Source organism: Catenulispora pinistramenti, assembly GCF_018274385.1.
Lineage (GTDB): Bacteria > Actinomycetota > Actinomycetes > Streptomycetales > Catenulisporaceae > Catenulispora > Catenulispora pinistramenti.
In genome coordinates, this window is record NZ_JAAFYZ010000008.1 from 72841 (window position 1) to 87761 (window position 14921).

The following is a 14921-nucleotide window of genomic DNA, read 5'->3' on the forward strand; positions in this document are numbered from 1 at the left end:
TGTCCGGGCCTTGACATCGCTGAGCGTGACCGGGCTCGGTCGCGCACGCCGAACGATCGTGCTATTTTCGTCCTGTGAGCAAGGGTGAAGAGACTCGCAAGCAGGTGCTGGAAGCGGCGGTCGAGGTCGCGGCGTCCAGCGGGCTGGCCTCGCTCACCATCGGCTCGCTCGCCGAACGGACCGGGATGTCCAAGAGCGGCCTGTTCGCGCACTTCAAATCCAAGGAGACGCTTCAGGTGCAGGTCCTGGAGTTCGCCGGCGAGGCGTTCATCCAGGACGTCGTCCGGCCGGCGGTGTCCGCCCCGCGCGGTGAGAAGCGCGTCCTGACGCTGTTCGAGAGTTGGCTGGCGACGGCCCGTGACGGCACCGCGGAATGCCTGTTCGTCTCGGCCGCGTGGGAGTACGACGACCAGCCGGGGGCGGTGCGGGACCGCCTGGTCCGCATGCACCTGGACTTCCGCGACTCGGTGGCGCAGATGTTCCGGACCGGGATCGCCGAGGGCTTCTTCGCCGCCGACGCCGATCCGGAGCAGTTCGCCCACGACCTGCACGGGATCATGCTCATCTACTTCCAGGCACACCGGCTGCTCGGCGACGCCAGGGCCGAGGAGCGGGCGCGCCGCGCGTTCTCCAGACTGATCGAGTCCAACCGCTAGAGGGGGTCCTCATATGGCCGCGTCTTCGTCGTCGGGTAAAAAAAGCACGATCGTTCGTGCTAAAAAGGCGCTCACGTTCGGCGCCTTGCGCACCACGTTCCAGGTGCTGGAAGTCGTCGCCCCGGGGCCCGGTGCGCGCTGGGCCGAACGGATCTGGCTCACGGTGCCGAAACGGCCCTGGCTGCCGAAGACCCCGGTCGCGGTATCGGCCGGGGAGCCGTTCACCGTGGCGGTGCGGAGCAGCACAGTGCGCGGCACCGTATGGGGAGTAGAGGGACCGTTCGTCTATCTGGTGCACGGATGGGGTGGCGTAGCCCGACAACTGGACGCCTTCGTGGAGCCGTTGCTGGCCGCCGGCTACCGGGTCGTGTCGTTCGACGCGCCGGGCCATGGGACGTCGACGGAGAGCCTTGCCGGTCCCGGACGCTCCACTCTCCCGGAGTTCTCAGAGAGCTTGTCCGCCGTTGTAGACCGCTTCGGGGAAGCGCACGCAGTAATCGCGCACTCCTTCGGTGCCGCAGCGGTGGTCCTGGCGATCCTCGACGGCCTCCCGGTGGGGAGGTTGGCTGCGGTGGCGCCGATGAGCGACCCGATCGGGTTCTCTTATGAGTTCGCGAAGATGCTGGGCTTTAAGGAACGGATACGTACGCGGTTCCTCAGGATTCTGGAGAACCGCGTGGGAACGTCTATGGACAGGTTCGACATTCCGCTGAGGATGCGTTCCGAGGACCTGAGCGGGCTGCCGCCGTTGCTGATCGTCCACGACCTCGGCGACCGCGAGGTCGCGGTGGCGAACGGCGACCGGTTGGCGGCCCTGTGGCCCGGGGCCGAGTTCGACCCGTGGACCAGCCTCGGCCACTTCCGGATCCTGACCGACCCCGACGTGGTGCGGAAGGTGGCGGCGTTCAGCTCTGTTCCGCGAACGCTTCCGGTCCCATGATGAAGTCCGGGTCGACCTGCGCGCCGAGGTCCACGCCGGTCGCACGGTCGCCCCAGGCCTGAGCGTTCTTCAGGTGGAAGTGGATCGCCTGCCGGGTGAACTTGGCCCAGTCCTGCGGGACCGCGTCCGCTTCCATCTGGAGCCGGGCCAGGGCGGTCCGGTTGGCCGGCTCCAGGGTGTCGAAGCCCTTGTCCCGGCCCTGTTCCTGGGCTCGGACGTAGGCCGAGGCACCGAGGCAGGCGACGAGGTCGGTGCCGGTGTGCTCGCGCAGGTAGGCCAGATCCTCCGGGCCGGTCACCTTGTTGCCGACCACGCGGATCGTGACGTCGTACTCCTTGGCGTACTCGCGGTACTGCTGGTAGACGGACACCGACTTGCGGGTCGGCTCCACCACCAGGCAGGTCAGGTCGAAGCGGGTGAACAGGCCGGAGGCGAAGGCGTCCGCGCCGGCCGTCATGTCCATCACCAGGTACTCGTCGGGCCCGTCGACCAGGTGGTTCAGATAGAGCTCGGCCGCGCCGACCTTGGAGTGGTAGCAGGAGACGCCGAGGTCCTTCTCCTCGAAGCCGCCGGTCACCATCAGCCGGACGTTCTCCAGATCGCCGGCCAGCCGCGTCGCGCACAGGCTGTGGACGGCGTTCTCCTCCTCCAGCCGCAGCAGGCGCGATCCGCGCCCGGGCGGGGTGGTCTTCACCATGGACTCCGAGCCGGAGATCCGCGGGTTGTCGCCGCGCAGGTGGTCCTTGATCTCGCTGAGGCGGGCGGACATCGGGGTGAGCGCGGCGGCCTGATCCTCCGAAAGGCCCAGCGCCACCCCGAGGTGCTGGTTGATGTCGGCGTCCACGGCGACCACCGGGCGCCCGCCGGCGGCCAGGTGCCGGATCAGGAGGGCCGAGACCGTGGTCTTACCGCTGCCGCCTTTGCCGACCAGGGCGATGCGCATGCCGGGACCTCCTCGCACGGGACATGGGAACAAGCGGCGGGCCTCCCGGGAGGAGGCCCGCGCCTGATGACAACCGTTTTCAATAAAACGGGTACGCGCCGAGTCTCGACGGCGCCGGTGCCGGCCGTCAACCATGAGTCCTCCGATCGGGTGGCGTCCGCGCTACCGGCCGGTAGGTAGAGTCCCGGTCATGGACACCAGCTCCCCGATCCAGCGCCTGGCCGCCGCGGCCAACGCCGCCGAGGCCGCGGACACCGCCCGCGAGGCCGTGGACCGCGTGCGCCGCCACAAGGTCCTGCGCAGCCAGTCGGCCCGGGTCACGGCCGAATCCCAGCTGCGCGGCGCCCGGGCGTCGGCCGCCCTCGGCTCGCTGAGCGAGACCGGCACCGACTGGCCGCTGGAGGAGGTCCGCCGCCGCACCGACCTCGGTGAGGAGGACGGCTCCGGCCACCTGCGCGGTGCCCTGCGGATCTCCGGCGAGCTCGGCACCCTGGCCCCGGTGTGGAAGCGCTCCCCGATCCAGGCTCTGTCCCGCATGCATCTGCTCGCCGCCGCCGGCCACGTCGACCCGGACCGCATCGGGCGGCCGCGCGGCGCCGAAGCGGCGGCCGCCCTGAGCACCCTCGCGAACGAACTCCGCGACCCGGCCGCCGCCGAGGCGCCGGCCGTGGTCGTCGCGGCGGCGGTCCACGCCGAGCTGCTGGTGGCCGAGCCCTTCGGCTGGGGCGACGGCCTGCTGGCCCGCGCCGCGTCCCGGCTGATCCTCGCCGACCGCGGTCTGGACCCGCAGTCACTGGCCGTGGTCGAAGCCGGCCACGTGGACCTCGGGGTGGGCGTCTATCTGGACGCCGCCCGCGGCTACGCGACCGGCACCGACGAGGGCCTCGCCGCCTGGCTCGCGCACTACGCCGAGGCGGTCGCCCTGGGCGCCCGCGAGTCGCTGGCGGTGTGCGAGGCGATCATGCGGGGCTGAGGCGCCGCCGCTCCCCCTCAGCTCCGCGCCAGCGTCGCCCCGCCGTTCACATCCAGCACCACACCCGTCGTGAACCCGTTCCCGGCCAGGAACAACACCGCGTCGGCGATGTCCTGCGGCTGCCCGACGCGCCCGACCGGGGTCGCGGCGGCGGTCTGCGCCATGAACCCGTCGCGCTGCTCGCCCAGCGGGTGCCACCACGCGGTGTCGATGATGCCGGGGGAGACCGAGTTCACGCGGACCGGCGCCAGCTCCGAGGCCAGCGGGCGGACCGCGGCGTCCAGCGCGCCGTTGGCCGCTGCCAGGGCGGTGGTGCCGGGGAAGGCGGCGCGGGAGCTGCCGGCGCCGATGAAGGTCACCGAGGCGTCCGCGGCGAGGTGCGGCAGGGCCGCCTTCAGGACCCTGAGTTGGGCGAAGACCTTGCCGTCGAAGCCCTCGTACAGCGCCTCGTCGGTGAGCTCGGCCAGGGTGCCCATCCCCACCATGCCGCCGCTGACCGCGAGCACCAGGTGGTCGATCTTCTTGTCGGCGGCCGCGAACAGTGCGTCCACGTCCTCCTGGCGGCGCGCGTCGGACTGGAAGACGCGGACCGGGTGGCCGATGCGCTCGGCGGCCGCGTCCAGACGCTCCTTGGTGCGGCCGGTGATCAGCACGTCGGCGCCGGCGGCGGCGAACGCGCCGGCGATCGCCTCCCCGATGCCGTGGCTGGCGCCGATGACGTAAACGGTCTTGCCGGTGAACTTCCCCTGGGTGGACATACCCGTCCCCTCCGTCGGATGACTCTTTGTCGAAACGATCCGTCTCGACAATTATTACCGAGACGACGCGTCTAGACAACTCCGCTAGGCTGCCGGTCATGGAGCGACCGCACACCGGAAGGCGCCGCAACGAGGCGGCCCGCGAAGCGATCATCGACGCCGCCATCGCGCTGCTTCAGCAGGTCGGCTACGAGGGCTTCACGATCGAACGGCTGGCCCGCGACGCGGAGGTCGGCAAGCAGACGATCTACCGCTGGTGGCCGTCGAAGGCCGCGGTGATCGCCGAGGCGGTCGGGACGCGGGCGCGGCACACCATCCCGCTGCCCGACACCGGTGCGCTGGGTGCCGACCTGCGGGAGTTCTTCGAGACCACGTTCGAGCAGTCCGAGGACCCGAATGTGATGAGCGAGCTGAAGAGCATGATGGCCGCCTCCATCGAGAACCCCGAGGCGGCCCGGCCCTTCTACGACTTCCTGGCCGGGCGGCGCGCCACCTTGCGGCTCCTGCTCGAACGCGGGGCCGCCCGCGCCGAGGTCTCCCCCGACGCCGATCTGGACTTCCTCACCGACCTGGCTTACGGCCTGCTCTGGTATCGCGGATTGATCGGGCATCGGCCGCTTGACGATGAGGCGGCGCGCAAACTCGCCGGCGCACTGGTCGCTGCCGCTGCGAATCCTCAGTAGCCACTGGGAATGTCCGGTAGTCATCAGGAAACAATGGCTATAAGGAAATGGTCAGCGGTGCCGCTGCGCAGCGGCACCGCTGTTATAAAAGACACCGAGAACGAGTTAACAAGCGTCTGTTCTCCGTAGTCGCCTTCCAGGTCCTCGCTGTATCTCTGCCGTCTGCCTGGCTGGCTGGCCCCTTAAGGGGTCGGTCTTTGCGTGGGTTCCCGTATCGGTGTCGAGGTCGGGCGGCCTTGTGCCAAACCATTCCTTCTCGTTGAGTTGGGTGGTCGCCGGGCCTTGCTTTCTTTCTACGACCGATTAAGACCGGTGCCAAGGGCTACTGACCGGTTTTTACTTGTTGTCGACCGAATGGGGGAGCAAAGGCGCCTCAATCTGCACAGGGGTCCCAGTCGTGCACAGCGGTATCCGCTGAAGCCGCCCGTGTGCCTGGATCCGACCCCCGCCGACAGCTCTCGCTAGGGTGAAGTCATGCGTGCCATCACGATCGCGGAACCGGGCGGACCGGAGCAGTTGGCGTGGACCGAGGTCCCCGATCCGGTCGTGGCGGCCGGCGAAGTGCTGATCCAGGTCACGGCCACGGCGGTGAACCGGGCCGACACCCTGCAGCGGATGGGCTTCTACCAGGTGCCGCCGGGAGCCTCGCCCTATCTCGGGCTGGAGTGCTCAGGCAAGATCGTCGAGGTCGGGGCCGGGGTCTCCGGGTTCGTGCCCGGCGACGAGGTCGTCGCGCTGCTGACCGGCGGCGGCTACGCCGAGCTGGTCGCGGTGCCCGCCGGGCAGGTCGCGCCGCTGCCGAACGGCATGGCCGCGCTGGACGCCGCCGGGCTGATGGAGACGCTGTCCACCGTCTGGTCGAACGTCTTCATGCTCGCCGGGCTCACCGCCGGGCAGACCCTGCTGGTCCACGGCGGCTCCAGCGGCATCGGGACCACCGCGATCCAGCTCGCGCACGAGTTCGGCGCCCGGGTGATCGTCACGGCCGGCAGCGCGGCCAAGCTCCAGGCCTGCCGCGACCTCGGTGCCGACGTCGCGGTGAACTACCGCGAAGAGGATTTCGTGGAACGGGTACGGGAGGTCACCGACGGCCGCGGCGCGGACGTGATCCTCGACAACATGGGCGCCGCCTACCTCGACCCCAACGTCGAGGCGCTGGCGCCGCACGGCCGGCTGATGATCATCGGGCTGCAGGGCGGCGTCAAGGGCGAGGTGAACCTGAACAACCTGCTGCGCAAGTGGGGGACGATCAGCGCAACCACCGTGCGCGCCCGGTCGTCTGAAGAGAAAGCGCAGATCGTCGCGGCGGCGCGGGACGCCGTGTGGCCGCTCATCGAACAGGGCAGGTTCCGGGTCATCGTCGACCGGGTACTGCCGGTCGACCAGGCGGCCGAGGCCCACCGGGTCATCGAGGACAGCGGGCACATCGGCAAGGTCGTGCTCGACGTGGCGGCGGTACGAGGCAGCTGAGCCGGCGAGCGATCGGCGAAGCCGCTCACACATCTAGGGACGGATACATGACGGGTTTGAACGGCGACATCTTCGGAGCGATGAACATGAGCCTGAACACCGACCCCGAGCACGAGGACGACCTGGCCGGCCGGGTGATCGTGGTGCCGGCCGAGGCGGCCGGCGGGGTTCACGGGGACGAGGAGTCCGGCGAGAACCCGATGAACGTCGCCGAGATGGTCGAGCAGCCGGCGAAGGTGATGCGGATCGGCTCGATGATCAAGCAGCTGCTGGAGGAGGTCCGGGCGGCGCCTCTGGACGAGGCCTCCCGGGCTCGGCTGCGGGAGATCCACCGCTCCTCGATCGCCGAGCTGGAGAAGGGCCTGGCCCCGGAGCTGGTCGCCGAGCTGGAGCGGTTGTCGCTGCCGTTCGCCGAGGACGAGGTGCCCAGCGAGCCCGAGCTGCGGATCGCGCAGGCGCAGCTGGTCGGCTGGCTGGAGGGGCTGTTCCACGGCATCCAGACCGCGCTGTTCGCGCAGCAGATGGCCGCGCGGGCGCAGCTGGAGCAGATCCGGCGGGCGCTGCCGCCCGGTTCGGTGCCGCCTGGAATGCCCGCGGACGGCGAGCAGCAGCCGGGGCGGATCAGCGGCGCGGGACCGTACCTGTAGCCGCGCCGGCGCCCTCCAAGAACGCGTCCCGGACCTTGTCGTAGTTCTCCGTCCACCACGGCACCAGTGCCGCGGTGGCGGGGAACAGCGAGTCCGCGCGGTGGTCGGCATGGTGGTAGTGCCATGTCAGGATCCAGAAGTCGGTCAGCCGCTCCCACCAGACACGGCGTACGGAGTCAGTGAGTTCCCGTTCGGAGAACCGCGGCCGGGCCGAGACATAGCCCGCGATGAACGCGCGTACCAGATCCAGGTCGAGCTGACCTGTGTACTCCCCCGTGAAGAACACTAATGCGGTACTCACTACCTCGTCCCCACAAGGCGCGACCGCTGTCTTCTCCCAGTCGACGATCGCCGTCACCCGGCTGCCGGGTTCCCGCGCCGACCACATGACGTTCCCCGCGTGGAAGTCGCCGTGGATGTAGCCGGTGGTCGCGCAGGCACCGGGCGCGGGGCGCAGGTGCGCGACTTCGGAGAGGAGCGCTAATCGCTCCCGTAATCGGTGCGCGGAGAGCTGGTCCATGTCGTCCCGCTCAGGACGCCGGTCGATCAGCGCCAGGAACTGTTCCGCCTCTGCGACGGCGTGTAGTTCGGACTTGGTCGCGACGAACAGCGGTTGCGGAACCGGGGGGAGGACCCGCTCCAGGCCGGTGTGGATCTCGGCCAGCAGGACGCCTAAACGGCGCGCGTCAACATCCTGCATATGCCGGCCATGACGGTGTACTCCGTCATTCCAGGGGAACACCGCAAAAGGGCGTCCTCGCACATATGCGACTGTACTGCCACGTAAATCCCTGAGCGGGGCGACTGCGGGGAGACCCGCCGCCTGTAATCGGATCACGGCTTCGTGCTGCCACCGCAGGGTCTGCGCCGCTGAGCGCGTGCGTCCGTACGCGTCGGGAAGACCGGAACCGATTCCCCGCCAGGGCAGATAGTGCTTCAAGAAGTAGCGCTGATCTGTGCAGATAATCTGGTATGACCGGTTGAGGAGCCCGCTGTCGACGGCGTGGAAAGCGGTCGGCGCCGGCAGCCCGAACCGCAGAAACAGCGCCTGGAGTGGCCCTGATGTCCCGGGCATGCGCGCACTCTACATTGCGGATCATCCTTAACCTGCGCTTTATGTGTGCTGACTAGCCTCGAATGAACCAGTGGACATCCGGTGTGCCGTCCCAGTCCGGACGGCGCGCGCGCAGCGCTCCGGCGTGGGGCGGGGAGGCGGACGGGCTATGGCGGCCAGCGCGGCGAGAGGTCACCGTCGCGCGCGCAAACGCAGCAGGTGGAACGCGCTGCGGGGCTTCGCGCTCTTCGTCCTGAGCACCATGCTGGTCGCGGGCTCCGGGGTGGCCTTCGGCTACGCCACCCACCACTTCGGCAAGCATCAGAGCGCTGACGACGCCACCCCGGTCGCGCCCCCGACCGCTCCGCTGACCGATTCCACGACCGACGACTCCATAGCCTCGGCGCCCGGGACGATCACCTGGCACGCGGTGCCGAAGGCCACCGGGCCGGGCACGGTCACGACGCTGAACGTGCCCTCAGCGGACACCGACATGAAGACCCGGCCGGTCCTGGTCTACCGCCCCGCGGTGCCGGCCGGGGTCGTCCTGCCGGTGGTGTACTGGCTCCACGGGGATCCCGGTGAGCCGGACCGCATGATGGAGGCCGTTAAGGACGTCCTCGACCAGGCGTTCACCACCGGCGGCCAGGCGCCCTTCATCGTGGCCGCGCCGACCGGCGGCGGCACCGCGCACGACGACACCGAATGGGCCGACGCCGCCGACGGCAAGGACATGGTCGAGACCTACCTGATCAAGAACGTGCTCCCGGCGGTCGAGGGCAAGACGCCGCTGCCGGCGAGCATGCGCGCGATCGCGGGCTTCTCGATGGGCGGCTATGGCGCGGCCAACCTGGCGTTGCGGCACCCCGACCTGTTCGGCCAGTTCGTCTCGATGGCCGGTTACTTCCACGTCGACGACCCCGCTGGGATGTTCGGCTCGGACGCCAAGCTGCAGGCCGCCAACACCCCGGACGACATGGTCCAGAAGGCCGCCGGGAAACGGGTGCTGCTGCTGGAGGACGAGGACGACCCCGATCCGCTGATCAACGGTGAGGCTGCCGAGTTCGCCCAGCGGCTGGACGACTGCGACTGCGGCGTTGATCTGAACTGGCATCTGGAGCCCGGCGGGCACACCTACGACTTCGTCACCGGGTCCTTCCCGAAGGTGATCACCTTCCTGGACCAGGGATTCACGGCCGATCCAGCCGCCGCCACGTCGGCGCCTGCCCCGGTCTCGGCGTCGGCATCAGTATCCGCCTCGGCGTCGAACGGCTGACGCGCCGGGCTGTTTCACGGGAAACATGGCTCCGGCGCGCCCGCCGCCGCGGCGCTCAGTTCTGCGACTTGGGCCTGGCCGAGGCGTCCTCGTCCAGGCCGAGCATCTGCCGCTCCTCCTTGCTGAGCCGTTCCGTGCCGGTGCGTTCGGACGACGCCGCCGGGGCGGGCGCGGCCGTAGCGCCGCCCGCCCCCGCCGGGTGCTTGTCCGCCGGCGCGGTCGTCGCGATCGCGGGCGGTGCGGATGTCGCCGCGGCGGTACCCGTCGCCCGATCGGCCGCCCCGGCCTCGGCCCGCTCGGCCTTCGGGGCCCGCTGCGGCCGGCCGGCCATCAGCAGCGACCCGATGATCATCAGCAGTCCGCCGCCGAACGCGTAGCCCAGGCCGGTGCCCAGACCCCGGCTGTTCGTGCCGGTGATGGTCAGCTCGCCGGCCGCCTGGCCCTGCCGCACCATCCACAGGATGGTGAAGCCGAACGCGACCACGCCGGCGAAGCCCACCAGCGCCCGCGAGCGCAGCAGCACACCGGCCACCGCCAGCACCGCCATGACCAGGAAGACCAGGAAGACCGAGTCCATGACCCCGGACCCGGAGGGGGAGATCCCGGACCCGAAGACCTCCCAGAACTTGTAGGTACTGCCGTGCCGGTTGTTGTACCAGGCCTTCCAAGGGCTGAAGAGTGTGGCCGCCGCGCCGATCAGTGCCAGGAGGCCGCCGAGGACGTTCCGCATGTTTCAGGCTCCTTCCGCCGCCCCCTCAGGCCGACGGTAAGCCGTCGATCGGTACTGTGCATGTCGACGCCGGGTCTGGACGGCCGTCCGGGCGGTACCGCGTGTCAGGCCTTCTGTTAGGCATCTGTGCAGGTCATCCGCAACTAACGCATCAAAGTTGAGCGTCATCCGCGCAACCTTTTGACTTCGGGTCGCCGCACCGTGCATTATTGAGCGAACTCGACTCAACCTGTCGCGGGCCTTCCCCACTCCATGGGCACGCGTCAGCAACGAAACGTCTTTCGCGGAGGAATCCCCATGGCACGTCCGGTCGGCATCGACCTCGGGACGACGAACTCCGTCGTCTGCGTCCTGGAAGGTGGCGAGCCCACCGTCATCACCAACGCCGAGGGCTCCCGGACGACGCCGTCCGTGGTGGCCTTCGCCAAGAACGGCGAAGTGTTGGTCGGCGAGGTCGCCAAGCGCCAGGCCGTCACCAACGTGGAGCGCACCATCCGGTCGGTCAAGCGCCACATGGGCACCGACTGGAAGATCGGGGTCGACGACAAGTCGTTCACCCCGCAGCAGATCTCGGCGTTCATCCTGCAGAAGCTGAAGCGCGACGCCGAGTCCTACCTGTCCGAGAAGGTCACCGACGCGGTCATCACCGTCCCGGCCTACTTCTCCGACTCCGAGCGCCAGGCCACCAAGGAGGCCGGCGAGATCGCGGGCCTGAACGTCCTGCGCATCGTCAACGAGCCCACCGCCGCGGCCCTGGCCTACGGCCTGGACAAGGGCGAGGGCGACCAGACCATCCTGGTCTTCGACCTCGGCGGCGGTACCTTCGACGTCTCGCTGCTGGAAGTCGGCAAGGACGACGACGGCTTCTCCACCATCGAGGTGAAGGCCACCAACGGCGACAACCACCTCGGTGGCGACGACTGGGACAACAAGGTCGTCGAGTGGCTGGTGACCCAGTTCAAGAACGCGCACGGCGTGGACCTGTCCAAGGACAAGATGGCCATGCAGCGGCTGCGCGAGGCCGGTGAGAAGGCCAAGATCGAGCTGTCCAGCTCCACCGAGACCTCGATCAACCTGCCCTACATCACCGCCAGCGCCGAGGGCCCGCTGCACCTGGACGAGAAGCTGACCCGCTCGCAGTTCCAGCAGCTCACCTCGGACCTGCTGGACCGCTGCAAGACCCCGTTCCACCAGGTGATCAAGGACGCCGGCGTCCCGCTGAGCGCGATCGAGCACGTGGTGCTGGTCGGCGGTTCCACCCGGATGCCGGCCGTGGCCGACCTGGTCCGCGAGCTGACCGGCGGCAAGGAGCCGAACAAGGGCGTCAACCCGGACGAGGTGGTGGCGGTCGGCGCCGCGCTGCAGGCCGGTGTGCTCAAGGGCGAGGTCAAGGACGTCCTGCTGCTCGACGTCACCCCGCTGTCCCTGGGGATCGAGACCAAGGGCGGCATCATGACCAAGCTGATCGAGAAGAACACCACGATCCCGACCAAGCGCTCGGAGACCTTCACCACCGCCGAGGACAACCAGCCCTCGGTGCAGATCCAGGTCTACCAGGGCGAGCGCGAGATCGCGGCCTACAACAAGCGGCTGGGCATGTTCGAGCTGACCGGCCTGCCGCCGGCGCCGCGCGGGCTGCCGCAGATCGAGGTCACCTTCGACATCGACGCCAACGGCATCGTCAACGTCTCGGCCAAGGACCTGGGCACCGGCAAGGTGCAGTCGATGGTCATCACCGGTGGCTCGGCGCTGCCGAAGGACGAGATCGACCGGATGATGCGCGAGGCCGAGCAGTACGCCGACGAGGACCACAAGCGCCGCGAGGACGCCGAGGTCCGCAACCAGGCCGAGTCCCTGGTCTACTCGACCGAGAAGTTCCTCAAGGACAACGAGGACAAGGTCCCGGCCGATGTGAAGTCCGAGGTCGACGCCGCGATCGGCGAGACCAAGGAAGCCCTCAAGAGCGAGGACTCGGCGAACATCCGCTCGGCTTCGGAGAAGCTGGCGACCACCAGCCAGAAGCTCGGCGCCGCGCTGTACCAGCAGGCGCAGGCTTCCGGCGAGGGCGCCGCGCCCGGTGAGGAGCCGACCGGCGCTCCTGGCGGCGGCGCCGCCGAGGACGACGTGGTGGACGCCGAGATCGTCGACGAGGGCAAGGGCGGCCAGGCCTGAGTCAGGCCGGCCCCTCAGGTTCGCGCTGATCGGCGAAGCTGACAGGCAGAGAAGTACGACGGCTAGACGGCGCCGTGCGGGGCAGGACCATCAGCGGATGATGGACCGCCCCGTACGGCGCCACCCCCAGCGACACTGAAGCCTTCCCGGACCATGGGGAAGCGGCGGTTCAGGAGGACCATTCGTGAGCGACGAGTATGCGGCCGAGCGGGAGGGCGAGGGAGAGCGCGCCAACCTCGCGGTGACCGAGCTGCTGGCCAAACTCGCCGAGCGGACCAATGAGCTGCAGGGCGTGCAGACGGAGTTGGCCGAACGCACCAACGACCTGCAGCGGCTGCAGGCCGAGTTCAGCAACTACAAGAAGCGCGTGGAGCGCGACCGCCAGGTGGTCAAGGAGACCGCTGTGGCCGGTGCGCTGTCCGAGCTGCTGCCGGTGCTGGACGACATCGGCCGGGCCCGCGAGCACGGCGAGTTGGAAGGCGGCTTCCGGCAGGTCGGCGAGGCGTTCGAGGCCGTGGTGGCCAAGCTGGGCCTGGCCCGGTTCGGCGCGGCGGGCGAGGTCTTCGACCCGAACCTGCACGAGGCGCTGATGAGCATCACGTCCCCGGACGTGGACGAGGTGACCGTGGCGGTGCTGTTCCGTCCCGGCTACCGGATCGGCGAGCGTGTGGTCCGCGCGGCCCAGGTACAGGTCGCCGAGCCCGGACCGGCACCGGAGACCGAGTCGGCGCCCGAGCCGGCCGCCAAGCCCAAGCCGGCCGCGGCTGAGGTCTCCGCCCCTGCCGCCAAGGGCGCGGCGGGGAAGAAGACAGAGGCCGAACCCGCTGTGGAAGTCGACGACGACGACGATTCGGGGCTGTGAGCCCCGAGGCTGCCGGCGTAGACGACACGTGAACGACATGGCACAACCCGGACGGGAGGCGTGGGTTTAGGTGGCCGTCAACAAGGACTACTACAAGATCCTCGGAGTCCCCAAGGACGCACCGGTCGCCGACATCAAGAAGGCCTACCGGAAACTGGCACGCCAGTACCATCCGGACGCCAACAAGGGCGACGCGGCGTCTGAGGAGAAGTTCAAGGAGATCTCCGAGGCCTACGACGTCTTGTCCGACGACAAGCGGCGCAAGGAGTACGACGACTCGCGCTCGGTCTTCGGCAACGGCGGCTTCCGGCCGCCGGGCGGTGCCGGCGCCGGCGGGTTCAACTTCGACCTCGGAGACCTGCTCGGCGGGCTGTTCAACCGCACCGGCGGGCCGACCACGGGCGGTACCGGCACCACCGGGCGTACCACCCAGGCCCGGCGCGGCTCGGACGTGGAGTCGGAGGTGACGCTGAAGTTCAGCGACTCCATCGACGGCGCCACGGTCTCGCTCCGGTTGACCTCGGACACCCCCTGCTCGGCCTGTTCGGGCACCGGGGCCAAGGCCGGGACCACCCCCCGGGTGTGCCCGACCTGTTCGGGCACCGGCCAGGTGAGCCGGAACCAGGGCGGCTTCGCCTTCTCCGAACCCTGCCGGGACTGCAAGGGCCGCGGCCTGCTGGTCGACGACCCCTGCCCGGTGTGCCACGGCTCCGGCCGGGCCGCCAGTTCCCGGACGATCCAGGCCCGTATCCCGGCGGGCGTCCGCGACGGCCAGCGCATCCGGCTCAAGGGCAAGGGTGCCTCCGGCGAGCGCGGCGGCCCGGCCGGCGACCTCTATGTGGTGGTCCATGTGAGCCCGCACGCGGTCTTCGGACGCGAGGACGACAACCTGACCGTGACCGTGCCCGTCACCTACCCCGAGGCGGTGCTGGGCGCGGACATCCAGGTCCCGACCCTGGGCGGCATGCCGGTGACGGTGAAGCTGCCGGCCAACTCGCAGAACGGCCGGGTACTGCGGGTCCGCGGCCGGGGTGTGGCGCGCAAGGACGGCACCAAGGGCGATCTGCTGGTCCGCTTCGAGATCGCGGTCCCGGCCGAGATCGGCGACGACGCCCGGGCGGCGCTGCAGAAGTACCAGGAGGCGACCGGCAACCACCACCCGCGGGCGGAGTTGCTGGACGCGGCTAAGGGAGAGTGAGGGACTGATGGCTTCCAAGAACCCGTTCCTGCCCTTGACCGAGGAGACGCCGGTCTACGTCATCTCCGTCGCGGCCCAGCTGGCCGGGATGCACCCGCAGACCCTGCGCCAGTACGACCGGCTGGGCATCGTCTGCCCGGAGCGTACCGGCGGCGGCGGCCGCCGCTACTCGGCCCGGGACGTCGACACGCTGCGCGAAGTGCAGCGGCTGTCCCAGGACGAGGGCGTGAACCTGGCCGGGATCAAGCGGATCCGCGAACTCGAGGAGCAGGTCGCGGCCCTGTCCCGGCGGGTCGCCGAACTCGAGGCCGTCACCCTCTACCCGACCCAGAGCGCGGTTCCGGTCGCGATGCCGGTGCCGTCGCAGCCGACCGCCCCGCTGCCGCCGGCCCCGCCCGGGTACCGCGGCGACCTGCTGCCCGCCCTGCCCGCGACGTTCACCACGGCGCTGGCGGTGTGGAAGCCGCAGGGCAAGTGAGCGCTGCGCGCCACTGAACGGCTGGCGCCACGCAACGCGCTGATAACTGAATTTCGGGGGGCTGATCTGTATTGATCTGCT

The 14921-nt window shown here is 69.6% G+C and carries 15 protein-coding genes; 11 read left to right on the forward strand and 4 right to left on the reverse strand.

Annotated elements, in window-relative coordinates; genetic code table 11:
- Positions 1-74: 74 nt before the first annotated feature.
- On the forward strand, positions 75-656 hold the full coding sequence (locus KGQ19_RS03925; protein ID WP_194892667.1) for a TetR/AcrR family transcriptional regulator: 582 nt from the start codon (positions 75-77) through the stop codon (positions 654-656).
- Positions 657-741: 85 nt separating this feature from the next.
- Positions 742-1596 (forward strand): alpha/beta fold hydrolase, encoded by an 855-nt coding sequence (locus KGQ19_RS03930; protein ID WP_212007665.1) that lies wholly within the window; start codon positions 742-744, stop codon positions 1594-1596.
- Here KGQ19_RS03930 and KGQ19_RS03935 read toward each other — a convergent pair.
- Positions 1562-2539 (reverse strand): ATP-binding protein, encoded by a 978-nt coding sequence (locus KGQ19_RS03935; RefSeq protein WP_212007666.1) that lies wholly within the window; start codon positions 2537-2539, stop codon positions 1562-1564. The two genes, KGQ19_RS03930 and KGQ19_RS03935, sit on opposite strands and share 35 nt — an antisense overlap.
- A 190-nt stretch (positions 2540-2729) precedes the next feature.
- Between KGQ19_RS03935 and KGQ19_RS03940 the strand changes: the two genes are divergently transcribed.
- Positions 2730-3512 (forward strand): hypothetical protein, encoded by a 783-nt coding sequence (locus KGQ19_RS03940; protein ID WP_212007667.1) that lies wholly within the window; start codon positions 2730-2732, stop codon positions 3510-3512.
- 17 nt (positions 3513-3529) lie between these two features.
- On the opposite strand, the gene KGQ19_RS03945 is transcribed toward KGQ19_RS03940, so the two are convergent.
- Positions 3530-4270: an SDR family oxidoreductase gene (locus KGQ19_RS03945; protein WP_212007668.1), complete on the reverse strand. Its 741-nt coding sequence runs from the start codon at positions 4268-4270 to the stop codon at positions 3530-3532.
- Positions 4271-4368: 98 nt separating this feature from the next.
- Between KGQ19_RS03945 and KGQ19_RS03950 the strand changes: the two genes are divergently transcribed.
- The 3 genes from KGQ19_RS03950 to KGQ19_RS03960 all read left to right on the forward strand — a co-directional run bounded on the left by KGQ19_RS03950 (position 4369) and on the right by KGQ19_RS03960 (position 7070).
- Positions 4369-4953: a TetR/AcrR family transcriptional regulator gene (locus KGQ19_RS03950; RefSeq protein WP_212007669.1), complete on the forward strand. Its 585-nt coding sequence runs from the start codon at positions 4369-4371 to the stop codon at positions 4951-4953.
- A 474-nt stretch (positions 4954-5427) separates the two neighbouring features.
- Entirely contained in the window at positions 5428-6423 is a 996-nt protein-coding gene (locus KGQ19_RS03955) for an NAD(P)H-quinone oxidoreductase (RefSeq protein WP_212007670.1), read from the forward strand.
- 80 nt (positions 6424-6503) lie between these two features.
- Positions 6504-7070 carry a bacterial proteasome activator family protein gene (locus KGQ19_RS03960; RefSeq protein WP_212007695.1) on the forward strand — a complete coding sequence of 189 codons (567 nt, stop codon included), beginning with the start codon at positions 6504-6506 and terminating at the stop codon, positions 7068-7070.
- Here KGQ19_RS03960 and KGQ19_RS03965 read toward each other — a convergent pair.
- Positions 7045-8145, reverse strand: a complete 1101-nt coding sequence (locus tag KGQ19_RS03965) for a phosphotransferase enzyme family protein (RefSeq protein ID WP_212007671.1) — start codon at positions 8143-8145, stop codon at positions 7045-7047. The two genes, KGQ19_RS03960 and KGQ19_RS03965, sit on opposite strands and share 26 nt — an antisense overlap.
- A gap of 148 nt (positions 8146-8293) precedes the next feature.
- On the opposite strand from KGQ19_RS03965, the gene KGQ19_RS03970 reads away from it, so the two are divergent.
- On the forward strand, positions 8294-9400 hold the full coding sequence (locus KGQ19_RS03970; RefSeq protein WP_212007672.1) for an alpha/beta hydrolase: 1107 nt from the start codon (positions 8294-8296) through the stop codon (positions 9398-9400).
- A gap of 55 nt (positions 9401-9455) precedes the next feature.
- On the opposite strand, the gene KGQ19_RS03975 is transcribed toward KGQ19_RS03970, so the two are convergent.
- Positions 9456-10130, reverse strand: coding sequence for a hypothetical protein (locus tag KGQ19_RS03975; protein ID WP_212007673.1), 675 nt, complete (start codon positions 10128-10130; stop codon positions 9456-9458).
- Positions 10131-10427: 297 nt separating this feature from the next.
- Here KGQ19_RS03975 and dnaK point away from each other — a divergent pair, with 297 nt between their 5' ends.
- From dnaK to KGQ19_RS51690, 4 genes are all read left to right on the forward strand, one after another.
- Positions 10428-12302, forward strand: coding sequence for a molecular chaperone DnaK (dnaK, locus tag KGQ19_RS03980; protein ID WP_212007674.1), 1875 nt, complete (start codon positions 10428-10430; stop codon positions 12300-12302).
- Positions 12303-12486: 184 nt separating this feature from the next.
- A complete protein-coding gene (gene grpE, locus KGQ19_RS03985; protein ID WP_212007675.1) occupies positions 12487-13164 on the forward strand; it encodes a nucleotide exchange factor GrpE in 678 nt (225 codons plus the stop codon).
- 70 nt (positions 13165-13234) lie between these two features.
- Positions 13235-14362, forward strand: coding sequence for a molecular chaperone DnaJ (gene dnaJ, locus KGQ19_RS03990; RefSeq protein ID WP_212007676.1), 1128 nt, complete (start codon positions 13235-13237; stop codon positions 14360-14362).
- 7 nt (positions 14363-14369) lie between these two features.
- Entirely contained in the window at positions 14370-14840 is a 471-nt protein-coding gene (locus tag KGQ19_RS51690; protein WP_212007677.1) for a heat shock protein transcriptional repressor HspR, read from the forward strand.
- The last annotated feature ends 81 nt before the right edge of the window (positions 14841-14921 follow it).

Bases quoted from the DNA above. Each gene is read 5' to 3' on its own strand.
- KGQ19_RS03935 (WP_212007666.1), bottom strand. From the start codon at position 2,539: ATGCGCATCGCCCTGGTCGGCAAAGGCGGCAGCGGTAAGACCACGGTC.
- KGQ19_RS03940 (WP_212007667.1), top strand. From the start codon at position 2,730: ATGGACACCAGCTCCCCGATCCAGCGCCTGGCCGCCGCGGCCAACGCC.
- KGQ19_RS03945 (WP_212007668.1), bottom strand. From the start codon at position 4,270: ATGTCCACCCAGGGGAAGTTCACCGGCAAGACCGTTTACGTCATCGGC.
- KGQ19_RS03950 (WP_212007669.1), top strand. From the start codon at position 4,369: ATGGAGCGACCGCACACCGGAAGGCGCCGCAACGAGGCGGCCCGCGAA.
- KGQ19_RS03955 (WP_212007670.1), top strand. From the start codon at position 5,428: ATGCGTGCCATCACGATCGCGGAACCGGGCGGACCGGAGCAGTTGGCG.
- KGQ19_RS03960 (WP_212007695.1), top strand. From the start codon at position 6,504: ATGAACATGAGCCTGAACACCGACCCCGAGCACGAGGACGACCTGGCC.
- KGQ19_RS03965 (WP_212007671.1), bottom strand. From the start codon at position 8,145: ATGCCCGGGACATCAGGGCCACTCCAGGCGCTGTTTCTGCGGTTCGGG.
- KGQ19_RS03970 (WP_212007672.1), top strand. From the start codon at position 8,294: ATGGCGGCCAGCGCGGCGAGAGGTCACCGTCGCGCGCGCAAACGCAGC.
- KGQ19_RS03975 (WP_212007673.1), bottom strand. From the start codon at position 10,130: ATGCGGAACGTCCTCGGCGGCCTCCTGGCACTGATCGGCGCGGCGGCC.
- dnaK (WP_212007674.1), top strand. From the start codon at position 10,428: ATGGCACGTCCGGTCGGCATCGACCTCGGGACGACGAACTCCGTCGTC.
- KGQ19_RS51690 (WP_212007677.1), top strand. From the start codon at position 14,370: ATGGCTTCCAAGAACCCGTTCCTGCCCTTGACCGAGGAGACGCCGGTC.